11 protein-coding genes are annotated in these 16,223 nt (G+C 67.3%); 4 read left to right on the forward strand and 7 right to left on the reverse strand.

All coding sequences use genetic code 11. The annotated features are described in order from the left end of the window. Nucleotides 1-62 precede the first annotated feature (62 nt). Together D7Y11_RS04490 and D7Y11_RS04495 are read left to right on the forward strand one after the other, a co-directional pair. A complete protein-coding gene (locus tag D7Y11_RS04490) occupies nucleotides 63-2,084 on the forward strand; it encodes a hypothetical protein (RefSeq protein ID WP_233597119.1) in 2,022 nt (673 codons plus the stop codon). Between the two features lie 38 nt (nucleotides 2,085-2,122). Continuing rightward, nucleotides 2,123-2,728: a Crp/Fnr family transcriptional regulator gene (locus D7Y11_RS04495; protein WP_121752466.1), complete on the forward strand. Its 606-nt coding sequence runs from the start codon at nucleotides 2,123-2,125 to the stop codon at nucleotides 2,726-2,728. Here the strand turns inward: D7Y11_RS04495 and D7Y11_RS04500 are convergent. The 3 genes from D7Y11_RS04500 to D7Y11_RS04510 all read right to left on the reverse strand — a co-directional run bounded on the left by D7Y11_RS04500 (nucleotide 2,706) and on the right by D7Y11_RS04510 (nucleotide 5,971). Then, nucleotides 2,706-3,347 (reverse strand): DUF4386 domain-containing protein, encoded by a 642-nt coding sequence (locus D7Y11_RS04500; RefSeq protein ID WP_121752469.1) that lies wholly within the window; start codon nucleotides 3,345-3,347, stop codon nucleotides 2,706-2,708. The genes D7Y11_RS04495 and D7Y11_RS04500 overlap by 23 nt on opposite strands. Before the next feature lie 351 nt (nucleotides 3,348-3,698). Further along, entirely contained in the window at nucleotides 3,699-4,775 is a 1,077-nt protein-coding gene (locus D7Y11_RS04505; RefSeq protein ID WP_233597118.1) for an alpha/beta hydrolase, read from the reverse strand. Then, nucleotides 4,772-5,971: an MFS transporter gene (locus D7Y11_RS04510; protein ID WP_121752465.1), complete on the reverse strand. Its 1,200-nt coding sequence runs from the start codon at nucleotides 5,969-5,971 to the stop codon at nucleotides 4,772-4,774. Before D7Y11_RS04510 ends, D7Y11_RS04505 begins: the two co-directional genes overlap by 4 nt. Before the next feature lie 203 nt (nucleotides 5,972-6,174). Between D7Y11_RS04510 and D7Y11_RS04515 the strand changes: the two genes are divergently transcribed. Then, a complete protein-coding gene (locus D7Y11_RS04515) occupies nucleotides 6,175-7,080 on the forward strand; it encodes a LysR family transcriptional regulator (RefSeq protein WP_120577924.1) in 906 nt (301 codons plus the stop codon). 137 nt (nucleotides 7,081-7,217) lie between these two features. On the opposite strand, the gene D7Y11_RS04520 is transcribed toward D7Y11_RS04515, so the two are convergent. The 3 genes from D7Y11_RS04520 to D7Y11_RS04530 all read right to left on the reverse strand — a co-directional run bounded on the left by D7Y11_RS04520 (nucleotide 7,218) and on the right by D7Y11_RS04530 (nucleotide 12,583). Next, nucleotides 7,218-11,309, reverse strand: a complete 4,092-nt coding sequence (locus D7Y11_RS04520) for an ELWxxDGT repeat protein (RefSeq protein WP_158641889.1) — start codon at nucleotides 11,307-11,309, stop codon at nucleotides 7,218-7,220. 126 nt (nucleotides 11,310-11,435) lie between these two features. Beyond that, nucleotides 11,436-12,209, reverse strand: a complete 774-nt coding sequence (locus tag D7Y11_RS04525) for a TylF/MycF/NovP-related O-methyltransferase (protein ID WP_199753689.1) — start codon at nucleotides 12,207-12,209, stop codon at nucleotides 11,436-11,438. A gap of 59 nt (nucleotides 12,210-12,268) precedes the next feature. Further along, nucleotides 12,269-12,583 (reverse strand): hypothetical protein, encoded by a 315-nt coding sequence (locus D7Y11_RS04530; protein ID WP_126933106.1) that lies wholly within the window; start codon nucleotides 12,581-12,583, stop codon nucleotides 12,269-12,271. Between the two features lie 213 nt (nucleotides 12,584-12,796). Here D7Y11_RS04530 and D7Y11_RS04535 point away from each other — a divergent pair, with 213 nt between their 5' ends. Then, nucleotides 12,797-14,458, forward strand: a complete 1,662-nt coding sequence (locus tag D7Y11_RS04535; RefSeq protein ID WP_126933107.1) for an invertase recombinase-like protein — start codon at nucleotides 12,797-12,799, stop codon at nucleotides 14,456-14,458. Between the two features lie 56 nt (nucleotides 14,459-14,514). On the opposite strand, the gene D7Y11_RS04540 is transcribed toward D7Y11_RS04535, so the two are convergent. Beyond that, on the reverse strand, nucleotides 14,515-16,170 hold the full coding sequence (locus tag D7Y11_RS04540; RefSeq protein ID WP_126933108.1) for a hypothetical protein: 1,656 nt from the start codon (nucleotides 16,168-16,170) through the stop codon (nucleotides 14,515-14,517). Nucleotides 16,171-16,223: the final 53 nt, after the last annotated feature.

The raw sequence follows: 16,223 nt of genomic DNA on the forward strand, positions 1-16,223 counted from the left end.
CCGCGAAGCAGGAGGAGCTCATGCGCGTTGTGAGAAGGCCGTTCGTCGGAAGCGGCGCCGCCGTGCCATTCGTTCGCATGCTGTCTGTCATGGCGGCGTTGGCGGTGCCTGGCGTCGGCGCCGCGAGTGATTTGCTGGGGAGCAGTCGAGGCGGCTCGGCGCAGTGGGACTTCTGCTATGGCAAGCCGGACAGTGCGCTCTTGCCGGTGGATCCTCGGACCCTGGTGCAGCCCGGCATCAGTGACGGGCGGGCGGTGCACTTCAATGCCTACTGGAAGAATTGTCATGTCGATCCAGAGGCCGTGAAGGAGCAGGGAGCAGCGAAGAGCTGTGGCGAACTGCGTGCGCGCTTCGCTCATGGCGAGGGGCTGCTGACCAATGGCCATCCCGGAGTGGGCGTGCTGTTCACCGGCACCAACTACACACGGCCCGAGGCTGCGTTCGGCATCGCTACCTTCTCCGCGGCGCAGTACAACGAACTGTGGCGCGTCTGGGGCTTTCTCTTCCGTCCCGACAACTTCGACACCCTGGTCGCCCAGCGCTACGGGTCGGGGCAGAGTACCGCGCGCAATCCCTATCCATTGCCCGGGCAGCTTCCGAATCTCTCCAACGGCGGGAGCGGACAACTGCCGCAGATGCTCACGCAGCTTCGCAACCCGGATGGGAGCTGGAGCGGCCGCATCGGCGTCACCTGTCATGCCTGCCACAGCGGCATGGTGGGCAAACCCGGGGATGGCCCGGGCCTGGGGGTGCAGGTGGGCGGCGGCAGCAGCCTGGCGGACCTGGACCTGTTCCTGAGCGACCTGTTGCCCCTGGGCTACCCGGCGTCGCTCGCCACGTTCCTGAACCTCAACCGGACCCGTGGCACCAACAACGCCAGCGACATCAACCTCGCCTTCCTGTTCCCGGACGAGAACCTGCTGACGCCTTCCGAGGTGATTGGGCTCATCAACTCCGGCTCGACCGCCGGAATGGATACGCCCGCCTGGTGGAACATGGGGCACCGGCCGGTGAAGTTCGTCGACGGCGTCTTCCCCATGGATGCGCCGCGCGTGGACATGGTGTTCTACACGCCGTTCATCGGCCTGTTCGGAAGCGCCGGCGGGCCGCTGAGTGAAGCGGGCCAGGACTGGATGCGGACCAACGGCCCGGCGCTCAACACCTGGGTCGATTCACTCAAGTCACCGCCCTATCCACTGCCCATCAACCAGGCGCTGGCCGAGCAGGGGGCGGTGCTGTTCCACACGCTCGACATGTGGGCACCGGGGCGCAACAACGCCGTGCCGCGACCGCAGGGCAACGGCTCGTGCGCGAGCTGCCATGGGGCCTACTCGCCCCGCTACGTCAACAACCCGGCCTTCCTGGCGACACCGGCGCTGGAGGGCATGGCGAGCTACATCGCCCCGCTGAGAATCATTGGCACCGACCCGGTCCGGGTGAATACCAACAACGCGGCGGTTCAGTCCGCGGGCGCCAAGAACTTCTTCGGCTACCCCTCAACGGCTGGCACCGCCAACGACTGTGGTCCGCAGAACCAGCCGCACATCCGTGGCAATCGGGAACTCGGCTACCTCGCGCCGCCGCTGTACGGGGTCTGGGCCACCTCGCCGTACTTGCACAACGGCTCGGTTCCCAATGTCTGGGAGGTGCTCAAGCCCGCTGACCGCAAGCCCATCTGGCGCCGGGTCTCCGCGCCGCCGCGGTGGGATCAGCCGCTGAGCCTCATGGGCTTCGACACGGACCTGCAACGCGCCTACGACTCCACCAGGCTCGGCTGGAAGTACGACACCATCCCCTGCAAGTGGCGCACGCCCCTGAATCCAGCGGTGTCGCCGTACATCAACTGCCAGCCGGGCGACGAGTTCACCACTCCCCTGGCGCAGGAGATGATGAACGTGCTCTTCAGCAACCTGGCTCTTTCCTGGAACATCCTCTTCCCGCCCACCCGCACGCGGCAGCAGCTCGAGGACCGGAAGATCTACAACACCAACGCCTTCGGCCAGGACAACGGCGGCCACGAATTCAACTCCGTGCTCACCGACCCGGAGCGTCTGGCCATCATCGAGTACCTCAAGACGCTCTGACTTGAGAAGATGGGGCCCCGCCGTCGCGCGGGGCTCCCATGAAGAACAAGCTCGTCGACTACTTCCGCCGCATCGCTCCTCTGTCGGACGAGGAAGCCCAGGCCATCCTGGACAGCATGGTGGTGAGGACCTGTCCGAAAGGCACTCACCTGCTCATGGCGGGCCAGGTCTCCACCGAGGCCTACTTCGTCCTCCAGGGCTGCGTCCGCCAGTACGCCCTCGTCGACGGGGAGGAGCGGAGCAACGGGTTCTTCAGCGAGGACGAATGGGTCCTCTCGATTCACAGCATGATGAATCGGACCCCGGCGGATCACTTCATGGTCTGCGCGGAAGACACCACGGTGGTCGTGGGCACCGAGCAACGCGAGGGGGACCTGTATCGGCGCTTCCCGCGCTTCGAGAGCATCTCCCGGAGGGTGATGCAGAAGGTCCTGGCGGAACAGCAGGAGCGGTTCGCTTCCTATCTCACTGAGACGCCGGAGCAGCGCTACCTCAAGCTCTCGAAGGCGCGGCCGGACATCCTCCAGCGGATTCCCCAATACCAGCTGGCCAGCTACATCGGCGTGAAGCCCGAGTCGCTGAGCCGGATCCGGAAGCGCATCGCCACGCGCGGCAAGCCGGCTACGCCGCGACGGAGGGCGTGACCGTCCGGAACCCCCGGGCGATGAGCCAGCCGCCGAGGATCAGCTCGAACAGGCCCCCGGGCCCGGAGAAGTGGATGCCCCACGGCAGCCCGAAGAGCTCCAGCACGGACCCCAGCGCCAGAAGCCCGTAGCCCACCGCGCCCACCAGCGGGAGCCACGAGGGGAGAAGCCGGGAGCGGTACAGCGACAGGCAGAACGCCACGCTGCCGACCCCCAGGATGATCATCGCGAGCTGATACGCCCAGAAGTTCCCCTTCGACAGCAGCTGGAACAGCGTCGCCTGCCCTTGCGCGGATTCTCCGAGCTCAAGGATGCACAGCAGGAACACCACTCCGACGATGAGGGTCAGCGCCTCCATCACCCGCGTGCAGACGTACGCGACGGCGATGCCCGGGCTCCGATCACGGAGGATGGGAAAGAACAGCACGCCAATTCCGACGACGAAGAGGGAGTTCAACAGGAGCAGCAGCGCGCCCCCCACGAACAGCGTCCTCTGTCCGGCCAGGTGCTCCGGCTCATTCAGGACGGAGGTGACGAGCGCGGTGCCGATGCCGTAGGCGAAGAACGGAAGGAGAAAGAGAGCTCCCAGGGAGCGGGAGTGAAGGCGGGAGATGTTCATCACGAGGGCACCAGAACGTTCAGCGACGTTGTGGCCTCCAGACTGGAGGGGGGAGCCCTCGCCCGCATTGACGAGGATCAAGAAGTGGGCACGGCCCGGTCCACCCTACCCGCCACGCGGGTCCATGCTCCGCGTGAACCCGGGCTTGCGGCGCGCGTGCGAAGCCTGCTCGTTGAGCTTGATGACCGAGCACAGCGGCAGGTCCTCGATGCGGCCGAGCGCACGGATGCGCCCGAGGTAGGCCTCAGTCAGCCCGCCCGCAGCTCCGCGACCGTCGCCGCTTCGAGCGCGAAGGCACCGGCCGTGGTGGACCCGATGCCTCCTCCGGGAGGAAGGGCCCGCTTGCCTCGGTCACTTCAGGTTCGTCATGAAGAACGTGGTCAGCTTTTCAAAGGGAATCCGGCCGACGCGGTCGTAGAGGTCCACGTGACCCGCGCCGGGCACGAGGACCCGTTCCTTGGGTTCACCGGCGAGCCGGTAGGCCTCGTCGCTGAACTCCCGGGAATGGGCGTTCTCGCCCGCGATGAAGAGCATCGGCCGGGGAGAGATCGTCTCGATGTCCGTGAACGGGTAGAAGTTCATGAACCGGGTATTGCTGCTGAGCGTCGGGTGCGTCGTGGTGTTCGAGTGGTGCCCACGCGCGGTGCGATAGAAGTCGTAGAACTCGCGATCCGTCGCAGTGGATTGGTCATTCAGGGTCTCGGGCGTTCCGCTCGTATATTTCGTTTCACCGCCCGCGAACTCCACATCGCGCTGCAGGGCTGCCTCCTCGATGTACTTCTTCCTCTGCTCGAGGCTCACCGAGTGCCGGAGCCCGTTCCGGTTGGCGGCGCCCATGTCATACATGCTGACGGTCGCGATGGCCTTGATGCGAGGATCGATCTTGGCCGCGCTGATGACGAAGCTCCCGCTGCCGCAGATTCCGATGGCGCCCACCCGCTCCTTGTCGACAAACGGCTGGGAGCGCAGGAAGTCCACCGCGGCGCTGAAGTCCTCGGCATAGATGTCCGGCGCGACGACATTGCGGGGTTGGCCCGCACTCTCGCCCCAGAAGGACAGGTCCAGGGACAGGGTGACGAATCCCTGCTCCGCCATCTTCGTGGCGTACAGGTTCGCGCTCTGCTCCTTGACCGCACCCATGGGATGTCCGACGACGATCGCCGGGGTCTTCGCGTCGCGGTTCAGGCCTTTGGGAACGAACAGGTTCCCAACGACATCCATCTTGTATTGGTTCTTGAAGACAACCTTCTCCACGGTGACCTGGTCGCTCGTGTAGAAGTTGTCCGCACCGTTGGATGTGTCACCAGACGCGAGGCCCGGTGTTGGACGCGCCACTGCTGCCGACGGCGATGCGCAGGCCGCGAGCGCGGAGAGGGACACCCGCAGGAGCGCGCCAGGCAAACGTGATTTCATTGTCTTCATCCTCATGGGTTGATTGAGCCTTCAGGCTTCGACGCTCGGATGGCCAGCAGGGCCGCGCCCCCGAGCAGCAAGGCGCTCACTCCGAACGAACTCCGGTAGCCGCTCCGGTCGAACAGCAGCCCTCCAAGCGAAGCGCCCACGGTGATGGCGAGCTGGATGGCCGCGACCATGAGGCCGCCGCCAGCCTCCGCGTCGCGCGGCAGTGTGCGGCTGAGCCACGTCCACCACGCGACCGGTGCCGCCGTGCCGATGAGTCCCCACCCCACCAGCAGGACGGCCGTTGCCGCGAGGGATGGGCCGAAGGCAATGAGCAGGACCGCGATGACGGCCATCGCCACGGGGGCTGCGATGAGCACCGCGGACAACCGCCTGCTCACGAGGAAGCCGATGAGGTACGTGCCCAGAAGCCCCGCGATGCCCATTCCCAACAGGAGCAGCGAGAGGGTGGACACCCCGACCCGTGTGACGGTTTCCAGGAAGGGACGCAGGTACGTGAAGAGGGCGAACTGGCCCATGAAGAAGAGCGTGACCGCCAGGATGCCCCACCGCGCCTTCGGGCGCCGGAGGATGGCGAAGGTGCTCGGAGGCGGAGCGGCGCGCTCCGTGGGCATTGGGGGCAAGGTGGAGGCCTGCCACACGAGGGTGATGGCCGCGAGCGGAACGACCGCGAAGAACGCGCCCCGCCACCCGATGTACTGGCCCAGGAAGCTGCCGAGCGGCGCCGCGATGGTGGTGGCCAGCGCGTTGCCACCGTTCAGCAGGCCAAGCGCGCGCGGTACCTCGTCCTGGGGGACCAGGCGCATGACGGTGGCCGCGGACAACGACCAGAAGCCGCCAATGACGACGCCGATGAGCGCACGGCCCACCATGAGCACGGCGTAGCTGGGCGCGAAGGCGGTCACGAGCCCCGAAGCCAACATGACGCCGGTGAGACCGAGGAGCAGCCTCCGGCGGTCGACGGACCTGGCCAAGGACGTGATGAAGAGGCTCGTCAGCACGGCGAAGAGACCGGAGACGGCGATCGCCTGGCCCGCGCGGCCTTCGCTCAGGTGGAGGTCCGACGCGATGGGCGTCAGGAGGCTCACCGGCATGAACTCGGACGCGATGAGCGTCGAGACACACAGGGTGAGCGCGAACACGGCGCTCCATGACGCGGAGCGCGGGGCCGGCGCCACGGACGCGCCAGCGAGTGAGATGGACATGAGGCTCCCTCAGGTTGTCGGGCGCGCTGGAAGGCTTCGACGTCCGCAAGGCCCTTGCCGTGCGCGTCATGCCCCCGAAGCAGCAGGGCCCGGTGAAAGAACTACGCGGCGCACCCTCCGAGGACTAGATGTCGAGGAGCGAACGGGCCGTTAAGCAGGGGTTGATGGTGGCCCGGCGATTCGTGCCCCAGAGGAGTCCCGACATGAAGACGGTCCTCTTCCAGCAGCTGCACGTGTTCCTTGCCGTCGCGCGGCTTCAGAGCTTCCGCGGCGCGGCGCGCGAGCTCGGCGTCTCCACGGCCGCCGTGAGCCAGTCCGTCCGGCAGCTGGAGGAGCAGCTGAGCGTGGTCCTGCTCCACCGCACCACTCGCAGCGTGTCCCTGACGGACGCGGGACGGCGGCTCGTGGAGGAGGCCGGTCCGGGCCTTGCTCAGGCGGCCGCCGCGCTCCACGGTGCCTCGGCCGAGCCAGGGGAGGTCGTCGGACGGCTGAAGCTGTCCGTGCCACGAGCAGCGGTGTCCCTGCTCATCGCGCCCGTGCTGTCAGCCTTCCGCGCGCGATACCCCCGCGTGGAGGTGGACATCATCGTCGAACAGCGCCTCATCGATATCGTCGCGGAGGGCTACGACGCAGGCGTGCGTCTGAGCGAGACCATCGAGCGCGACATGGTGCAGGTACGTCTGACGGATGCCTTCCGCTTCGTGGTGGTGGGTGCACCGGCCTATCTCGATAAGCGCGGGGCTCCTGAGCGCCCCGAGGACCTGCTCCAGCACGAATGCATCGTCCTGCGCTCACAGACGACCGGAACTCCCTATGCCTGGGAGCTGGAGCGCGAAAGCAGGACCTGGCGCATCCCGGTGCGCGGCAATGTCGCCACCAACGACGAGATGGCCGGCGTGACATTCGCCATCGAGGGGCTGGGGCTGGCGTACGTCCAAGAGCCAGCCATCCAGGAGCATCTGGATTCCGGACGCCTCGTGCGGGTACTGGAGGACTACGCGCCCTTCGTGCCGGGTTTCTTCCTCTACTCCCCCAGCCGCGCACAGCGCTCGGAGCCCCTGCGCCGCTTCATCGAGGCAGCGAAGGAGCTGGCTGGCAGGGCGGGCTGAATTGCTCGGGTGCCGCGCTTTCGCGGAGCAGTTCCAGGTGGCCCTTCGTGGCTGCGCGGAGTCGCCCCAGCCCACGCGCTTGAGCACCAGCAGGTCCGGGACGCCCTGCACGAGGGAGTGGCCCCGGGCCCTTTGCCTCAACACTCCCGGCGGGAACGCCTCTGGAGCCAGAGGGCGCTCCCCAGGAGCGCGAACCACGCGGCGCCTCCACCACCGCCGGAAGCCTCCGCCGAGCACGCGCACCCCGTCGTCACCTCCCCGCCCGCCGGTGGGGGCACGAAGTACGCCACCGTCACCTGGAACGTGCACGAAGCGGAGAGGCCTGACGCATCCTGGGCCGTCGCTGTCACGACCGTCGCGCCGCGCGGAAACCCACTGCCAGACGCGTGGCTGTAGGTCACGGGAACCACCGGCGTCACCGCATCCCGGGCCACGGCCTCCGGGAAGGTCACGACCGTGCCCTCGTCGCTCCCGGTCTTGATCACCACATCCGAGGGGCAGCTGAGCTCGGGGGGCGTGGTGTCCCTCACGGTGATGGAGAAGGCACACGTGGCGGCATTGGACGCCGCATCCGTCGCCGTCACGGTGACCTCCGTGGTTCCCAGCGGGAAGCGGGCCCCCGCACTGGCGCTGGACGTCACCGAGGGGAAAGGCGTCACCGCGTCCCGGGGATTCACGAGAAGGAACGGAACGGACGCGCCGTCGGGGCCCTCTGCTTCGGCCACGAGGTCCCCCGGACAGCCCACTTGCGGCGGCGTGGTGTCGCGCACGGTGACGGTGAAGGCACAGCTCGCCGTGCGCCCTCGTTCGTCACGTGCGGTCGCCGTCACCAACGTGTCCCCCAGCGGGAACACGCTGTCGCTCGCGGAGCTGTACGTCACCGACACCCCGCCGGTCCCCGTGGCGCTCGCTTCCGGGTAATGGACGGGCGCACCCGTGGCGGCAATGGCCTCGGCCTGGATGTCCACCGGACAGGTGATTGCCGGTGCTGGCGTCTCCGCCACCTGGACTTGGAAGGCGCACGAAGAGGAGTTCCCGGCGGCATCCGTCGCCACGACCGTGACCTTGGTGAGCCCCAGACCAAACCGTGTCCCGGTCGCATGGCTGTATTCGAGCGTCGCGGCGGAGACCGTATCCGTCGCGATGGCGTCCGGATACTCCACCGTGGCGCCGTCATTGGCCGTCGCCCAGGTGCTCACGTCCACCGGACAGGTGAGTTCCGGCGGCGTGGTGTCCCACACGTCGACCGTGAAGGAGCAGGTGGCGCTATTGCCCACGGCGTCGGCTGCGGTGACGACCACCGACGTGGTCCCCAGCGGAAACGGGGTCCCGCTCTCCTGGCTGTAGCGGAGCGTCGGAGTCTCCCCGCGCTCATCGGTTGCCGTCACGAGCGGGTAGTCCACCGTCGCACCCTGGGCGCTCGTCGCCTCGGCCACCAGGGACGCTGGGCACGTCAACCGGGGTGGCGTCTGGTCTATGACCCGCGGGAGGCGCCACACCTCACTCCCGTGCAACCCGTCGTAGGCGACGAAGATCAGATCGTCGCCCAGCTGCGCCAGCTGCCCCGGATTGGACCACTCCCCGCCTCTCGCGAAGGGCTGCGTCCCCGTCGACGTTCCATCGCTCTGCCAGATCGTCGTTCGGCCCTGGCCAGACAAGGTTGTGAACAAGAGCGTTCCCCCGACGACCACGAAGTTGCTGGGATAGGAACCCCCGACGCCGGGGACGAGGTCCTTGACACAGACCGTGCCCGCCTCGGAGCCATCCGTGCGCCACAGCTCGTTGCCCTGCTGGCCGTCGAAGAATCCGAAGAAGAGCTGCCCCTGGTAGACCTTGAGGTTGGATGCGGAGATGGTGGAACTGGCGCTCCCAGGAGAGAGGTCCTTGACGCGCACGGTGCCTTCTTCCGTGCCGTCACTCCTCCAAAGCTCCGTGCCACTCGAGCCATCATTGGCCATGAAAAAGGCCACTCCGTCCACATCGACGAATTGGCCCCAGTCGGGCGTCCTGCTGCTGGCGGTCCCGGGCCAGATGTCCTTCACCCGCATGGTGCCGGCCTCGGTGCCGTCGCTCTTCCACAACTCGGAGCCCGTGACGCCATCATTGGCGAAGAAGAAGAGCTGCTCGCCCACCGTGGAGATGTCGATGGGGGTACTGCTCCCGCTGCCCACGGCGATGTCCTTCACCCGCACGGTGCCCGCCTCGGTCCCGTCGCTCTTCCACAGCTCGTAGCCCGAGGTGCCTTCGGAGGCCGTGAAGTAGACGTGGTCCTTGAGGATCGCGAGCCCGGGAAGGGGCGGAATGCTTTGCGCCACGGGATCGATGTCCTTCACCCGCACGGTGCCTGCCTCGGTCCCGTCGCTCCGCCACAGCTCTCGCCCCCCGATTCGCTCCGAGGCCGTGAACAGCAGCAGGTTCCCCAGTCGCCGCAGGTTCGCGACATCCCTCCCTCCTTCGGGAAAGCTGTTCAGCACCTGCATGGTGCCTGACTCGGTGCCGTCGCTCTTCCACAACAGGGAGGACCCCGCGGCGTCCAAAGCCGTGAAGTAGAGCAGGCCCCCCATCGGCGTCAGTTGCGTGGGCATGCCCCGCTTCTGCCCTGGCAAGAGGTCCTTCACCAACGCGGTTCCCGCCGGAGTGCCATCCGTCCGCCAGAGTTCCCGCCCATGCGGGCCATCCTCAGCGTCGAAGTACAGCACGCCATTCAAGGCCACGCCGAAAGAGGGAGCGGAGCTCTTCTTGAAGGTGGAGATATTCCGCATCTGCACGGTGCCAGCCAAGGTGCCATCGCTCCTCCAGAGCTCGCGGCCGCTCACCCCGTCATTGGCCGCGAAGTAGAGCGCATCCCGGACGACCCGCAGGGAGGATGGCGCCGAGCTGGCGGCGCCAGGCCACAGGTCGACCGCCCGGACCGTCCCGGCTTCCGTGCCATCGGTGCGCCACAACTCGGCTCCGCTCGTCTCATCTTCGGCGGTGAAGTACAGCAGGCCCTGGAAGGCGGCGAGCGAAACGCGCTCTTGCACCGAGCTCCCGCGACGGATCACCATGACGCGCTGGGTCCCCGACTCCGAGCCATCGCTCTTCCACAACTCGCGGACGCCCGCCCCGGTGCGACGGGTGAAGAAGAGGAGGTTGCCCACCACGGTCAGAGACTGCGGCCTGTCTTCTTCCCGGGAGGCGGGAAACAGCGAGACCTCGACCGTCCCCTCCGCGGTGCCATCGCTCTTCCACAACGCGACAAGGCTTCGATCCTGAGCGGTGAAGAAGAGCGTGCCATGGACGTTCGTGAAAACACCAAGCCGGTTGTCCGCGCCACGGGAGGTGATGTCCTTGATGCGCACGGTGCCCGCAGCCGTCCCATCGCTCCGCCACAGCGCCCGTCCACCCGATGGCTTGGGCCCCTCGAAGTACAGCCGGTTCCCGATGACCGCGCAGGCCAGGTCCGGGGTCGGTATGAAGTCGCCAAAGTTCTCTTCGTTGAGGGTCCTGACGACGACGGTGCCGTTCGCGGTGCCATTGCTCTTCCACAGCGCGAGGCCGTACGTCGAGCTGTCTGCGACGAAGAACAGCGTCCCGTTGAAGTTCGTCAGACAGCCGGGCTCCTGCATCGTGGGGGGCTTCTGGGGCTGCACCAGGACGGTGCCCGCGGTCGTTCCATCGCTCTTCCAAAGGCGTCTTCCGTACACGCCGTCGTCGGCAGTGAAGAACAGCGTGTTCCCCACCGCCGTGAGCTGTTCCGGATACGAGCTATCCGACGGGTGGAGGTTCCTCACGCGCGAGGTTCCCATGGCGGTGCCATCGGTCTTCCACAGCTCAACATCCTGATTGCTGGTGTCCGCATCTCCGGCGGTGAAGAAGACGGTGCCGTTCACCGCGGTGAAGGACGCCACCTCATGAAGGCTCAGCTCTGGGCGCGGGTAGGGAGGAAGAAGGCGGACGGTCCCGTTGACGGTCCCATCGCTCCTCCAGGGAGCATGGAAGTCGGGAAAGAGTCCGGCCGAGAAATAGAGGAGTCCATTCGCCTCCGTCAGCGTCATGGGCGAGGAATCGGTGTCCCCCGGCCACAGGTCGCCCAGGAACTCAGCGGCGTACTGGGGCGGGTCCAGCAGTCGCGCCGACTGAGTGACGGGCGAGAAGGGCTTCTCCTTCGCCTCCTCGCAACCGCCCACGCCAATGAGCGCCCCCACCGCGGCCAGAACCGCGAACAGCCTCAACCCCAACGAACTCATGCCGGGAACCATCGCCGGGGGAGCCACTCCAGATCAAACCGGGTTCGGACACACTCACCCGCGAGCAGCACGCGGCGCGGCAGCCCCACCCAATCAAGCCTTGGTGGCTCGGTGATTCATGCGTGCTCACGCCTTGATGGCCAGACGCCCCGACATGTCGATTCGCTGGAGTAGCGGCTTGCGCGGCTGCTTCGCGAAAAACTCGTCCACGGCCCGACGTGACCCCTGCCAGTAGCCGTAGTCATCGATGATGAGCACTCCGCCCGGCGAGAGCCGGGAATAGAGGTGCTCCAATTCGTGCCGCGTGGACTCGTACCAGTCGGTGTCCAGGCGCAGCAGGGCGATGGTGTCGGGCGCTTGCGCGGGGAGCGTCTCCTCTACCTTCCCCTTCACCAGATGGACCTGCTCCATGGGATAGCCCGTGCTGCTCACGTTGGCGCGCACGTCCGCCTCGTCAGCGATGCACCAGATGTTGAAGCCCTCTTCCCGGGCTTCTCTGGACAGGAGTTGCTCCGCCGAGACACCGCGCCAGGAACGGTCCGCATCCGAGGGAGGCGTCATTCCCTCGAAGGTGTCGAACAGGTACAGCGCACGTTGCACGCCAAGGGCCAGCAGGGCCTTGGCGGCGACCATCATGCTGCCACCACGCCAGACTCCGCACTCCACGATGCTCCCTGGGATGTCGTTCGCCACCACATAGCGCACCGCATGCAGCAGTGCGACCATCCGCTCGGGGCTGGTCATCGTGAAGGCAAGGACCTCTTGGCAAAGCCGCAGCTCCTCCTCCGAGAAGTCAGGGGGAGCGCTCACGTGCTCGAGCGCGCGCCGCATCCATCCCGACACGCGATGTGGAAGGAAGCGGGAGATGAGGACGCGCGTTCCGAACAGGTTGGCTTTCATTGCGTCGAGTCTAGCACCGGGCGGAAGGAGGAACTCGAACGTGTAGGGGGGCTCTTGCGTCAAAGCACCCGCCGCGCGGAAGGCCTCTGATACTGCTCGCCATGCTGTTCGATGATGAGCTTGAGCAGGTCATCGCGGTTCCAGACGGAGAGGGCCGCCGACAGCTGCTTCACGAGCGCGCCCTCCTTCTTTCCACGAACGGAGAGGTAGCGGACCTTCGTCACGAAATCGCCGATGGCGTGCACGGCGCTCTGACAGTCGGCGGCCATCCAGAAATGCCGGGCCATCTGCTCCACCGTGTCGTCCTTGGCGAGCGTGCGCCCCATCCCGCGCATCACCTCTCCGGTGCGGCAGAAGCTGGTGGACACAGCCAACCGAGGGCGCCCGGCCGCGAGCAACTGATGAGCCTCTCCTTCGTGCTCGCGCCCATCCACGCTCGCGCCAAGCGGCGGGCTCCGTCCGGAAGCCGCTGAGGCCCGCCAGTCCGCGGTCCATTCCGGAGGAAGAAACGCGCCAACGGCCCCTGGGGAGGTCGCTCACCGGTACAGTGTGGTACGAAAGATCCAGTTCTGAAACCGGAGGCTGCGTTGAAGTTGTTTCGAGTGTGCCTGACTTCGCTGTTGGTGTTGGCCGTCGCGTGCGGCGGTGATTCGGATTCTCCGGAGGCGCCCGACGCCGGGCAGTCCCGGCCGGACTCGGGCACCGAGACGCCCGACTCGGGCAATCCGCTGCCGGATTCCGGCACCGAGACACCGGACTCCGGTACTGAAACGCCGGACTCGGGCACCGAGACGCCGGATTCCGGCACAGAGACGCCTGACGCGGGCTCCGAGACTCCCGACTCGGGCACCGAGACGCCTGACTCCGGCACCGAGCCGACCGACGCGGGCTCCGGGAATCCGGACGCGGGCGGGTCCACCGAGGTGAACGTCATCGACAACGGTGGCTTCGAGGAGTGGTCCGGCGCGCTTCCGGCGCTGTGGTCCGGGAGCACGACGAACATCGAAGAAGTGGTGCGGAAGGTCACGACGCAGCCCTTCGAGGGCGTGAACGCGGCCCAGCTGATCAACACCTCGGCCACCCACAGGCGCTTCACCACCGTGGCGAAGTCCATGGCCGCGGGCCGCTACTCCTGCACCTACCAGGCGCGGGGGACCGGTGACGTCCGCAACGCCTGGTTCGGCACTGACTACTCCAGCTACTCGTCCTACACCTCCGTCGACTCCCGGTCGTGGACCCAGGTGAGCTACAACTTCAACCTGGCCAGCTCCGTCTTCGACACCTTCGAGCTCATCTTCAGCGTCCGGAACACCAGCGGCGATCACCTGCTCATCGACGACGTCCGCTGTGTGCGGGCCCCCGAGCCGTGCGATTCGGTCACCTGCGAGGCCTGGGCGCGTTGCGACAACGCCACCGTGACCTGCAAGCCGCTCTCCGGCCGCTGCGACGACGCCACGAACTGCAGCGAGTGGCAGTCCTGCGACGCGACCCACACCTGCGTGACCGCCGAGGACCGCTGCACCCGCCACGCGGATTGCGCGGGGACCCCGGCGACGCCCGTCTGCGACACCGCCTCGCACCTCTGCATCGAGGGCGACCCCTGCGCCGGCGTCACGTGCAGCAACCCGGCGACGAGCTGCAACCCCAGCACGGGCGTGTGCGAGCTGGCCGAAGGCGCCTGCTTCACGACGTATGACTGCCGCGGCGCCCTGCCCGCCTGCGACCCGGCCACCCGCCGCTGCGTCGCGGCCGGGCACTCCGCGAACATCATCCGCAACGGCGGCTTCGAGAACTGGAGCACCCGCTCCATCCCCTACTACGGGAACAACTACGTCCCGGACTACTGGTACGGCCTGGACAACGGCATCACGGACCCGGGTTCGGAGATCAAGCCCTCGCGCCTCGCGCGCTACACGAGCGCGGTGCACGGCGGCTCGGCGGCGCTGCAGTTCGTGGTGCCCATCCAGGTCGCGGAGCGCTTCACCACCGAGAAGTTCAACGTGCCGGTGGGCAATTACTCCTGCTCGTACCGGGTGCGCGGCCACGGCAGCATCCGCCACCGCAGCTACTCGAGCGGCGGCTGGAGCCCGCAGACGGACTTCGTCACCGTGGACAGCGACGAGTGGCAGCCGGTGTTCTTCCGCTTCACCGGCAACGTGCGCGACTGGCGCCTGTTCTTCTATCCGAGCCGCAGCGTCGCCGACCGCGACCACCTCCAGGTCGATGACGTCGTCTGCACGAAGGACTAGGAATCGTCGCTGACATGAAGGGAGCGATGGGGCGTGGAGCCTCATCGCTCCCAGGGCTACGGCTTGAGCTGACTCAGGGCATCAGCCGCGGCTTCCCGGACGGGGTAGCGCGGATACGTCCGGGTGTGGTCCTCGGAGAAGTAGCCACCTCGCGTGTACGGATCCTTGGACAGCTTCCGCAACTGGGGAGCAGCCAACGGCGAGCCGAGCTGGCCCAGCGCTTTCGCCGTCACCTCGCGGGTCTGCCCATCCTTCGCCTTGAGGAGCGGCAGGAGTCGTGTCGCCATGGCATCCCGTTCCTGCGGGTTCAGCGCCGTTGCGCACTGATCCCCCAGCATGCGGATGGGGCGCCTTTCGCCGGATCCGCCGCCCAGGACATGGTTCTTTGAACAGGGGTCTGACCGGGGCCGCCCCGCGAGAATGCCGAGCGCGGCGACCGCACGGTGCTGCGTCTCCCCCAGGGAGTCCAAGGCCAGGGCAGCCAGCGGATCCAGCGCGTCACGCTGCCCGACATCCGCGAAGCCCTCCAGCGCCAGCACGCGCTTCTCCCACGCCTCCGGTCCGCGCTGCTGGAGCCGCCGGAGGGCGTCCGTTCGCAAGGGCTCCGGAGCCGCGGAGAGCACCCGCTTCAACTCCTCCGGCGGGAGGTCCCGGTGACGTGTCACCAGGGCGCCCCGGTAGAGCCGCGCCACGTCGAAGCCTGCTTCGCGCAGCCGCGTCGGCCCATAGGGTGGCGACGCGGCCAGGTCTCCCCAGTACCGGTCTCCGACGTCCAGGAGCCGCTCGGCGACGATGCCACGGCAGCCCGCGTGCTGTTCGGTGGTCCGGATGACGCCGAGGATCTGTTCGTTCAGCGTGATTTCCCATCCCGTCCCGCAGGCGCCATCGACGGGACTGGTGCGGCGATAGAGGGCCGCGGCCTCACTGAACGCGCCAAGGTCCTCCTGCACCGCGGCCCACTCCCGCATCACCGATGCATAGCGGGAACCGTGCCAGCCGTAGGCGTTCTCTTCGGACGCCTTCAGGGGAGCGGGATAGCCAAGGAGCACCAGGTAGCGCCGTGCGGCGGTGTCCATGCCCCGGATGTCGCCTCGGAGGCGGGCGGACCGCAGCTCCGCATCGGCAGCGTCGAGCGACGCATTGGCCTGCGCCGGCTTGCGCCAGTCACCACCGGGCTCGTGAGTCTCCCCCACCGGCGGGCCTGCCTCACGGACCGCGACAAGAAAGTATGAGAGGTCCTCGAGTTCCTCCGGCGTAGGCCGCACGGCGACGAGCTTCCCGCCCTGGGCACGGAGGACCGCGAAGTCGCCCAGGCCGGCTCGTTCCGCGGCGATCTCTTCGTTGGAAGGGGGAGCGCAGGACCGCGTGGCGAGGGCCCGGAGCATCGACCGCGTCTGGATGACCTCGCGGGCCTGCATCGCGTCGAAGGAGCCTCGTGCATCCAGTTGCCAGAGAAGTGGAAGCACCTCCGCGCCGCCGTGCTCGCCAAGCTCGTCGATGAGCCCCTTCACGCTCCTGGCCACCTGCTGCATGTCCTCCGTTTCAGCTGGGACCCGGAAGTCGAACTCCTGGCACTCATCGGTCCCCGCGAGGCAGCGTGTGAGCAACGTTCGAAGCTTGCGCTCGATGTCGGCGGGCGCCGGTGCTTCCGCGTGAGCGGGAATCGCGCTGAGCCACCAGCACGAACACAGCAGGACGATCAGGCCTCTCATGAGAGGAATCATACGCCACCCCTGCCCGGTGCTGACAGCCCAGGGGTTGGTGT

Source organism: Corallococcus sp. AB018 (genome assembly GCF_003986945.1).
Taxonomy (GTDB): Bacteria; Myxococcota; Myxococcia; order Myxococcales; family Myxococcaceae; genus Corallococcus; species Corallococcus exiguus.